Raw genomic sequence first — 317 nt, 5'->3', positions numbered from 1 at the left:
CTAAGACGTTGATAGGCTGGGTGTGTAAGCGTAGCGATACGTTGAGCTAACCAGTACTAATGAACCGTGAGGCTTAACCTGACAACACCGAAGGTGTTTTGTCTGAGAGACGACAGTAGATGAAGTAAGCTTGTTTAAGATTGAACATTGCTGGTTATAGCGTAGAGATACAAAATAACGGGTAATTAAACAGAATTTGCTTGGCGGCCATAGCGCAGCGGACCCACCTGAATCCATGCCGAACTCAGAAGTGAAACGTTGTAGCGCCGATGGTAGTGTGGGGCCTCCCCATGTGAGAGTAGGGAACTGCCAGGCAT

General features: G+C 47.9%; 2 rRNA genes. Both read left to right on the top strand.

The window, feature by feature from the left end:
- Positions 1-81, top strand: a 23S ribosomal RNA gene (locus NBG71_RS18735); the annotation flags it as partial.
- Positions 82-199: 118 nt separating this feature from the next.
- Positions 200-315: ribosomal RNA gene (gene rrf, locus NBG71_RS18730) — 5S ribosomal RNA — on the top strand.
- Positions 316-317 lie beyond the last annotated feature (2 nt).

The sequence above is a fragment of the Proteus sp. FZP2095 genome (assembly GCF_023701425.1).
GTDB classification, from domain to species: Bacteria; Pseudomonadota; Gammaproteobacteria; order Enterobacterales; family Enterobacteriaceae; genus Proteus; species Proteus cibarius.
Note: the sequence above shows the minus strand (reverse complement) of the source record. Positions and strands in the feature narration are given on the sequence as shown.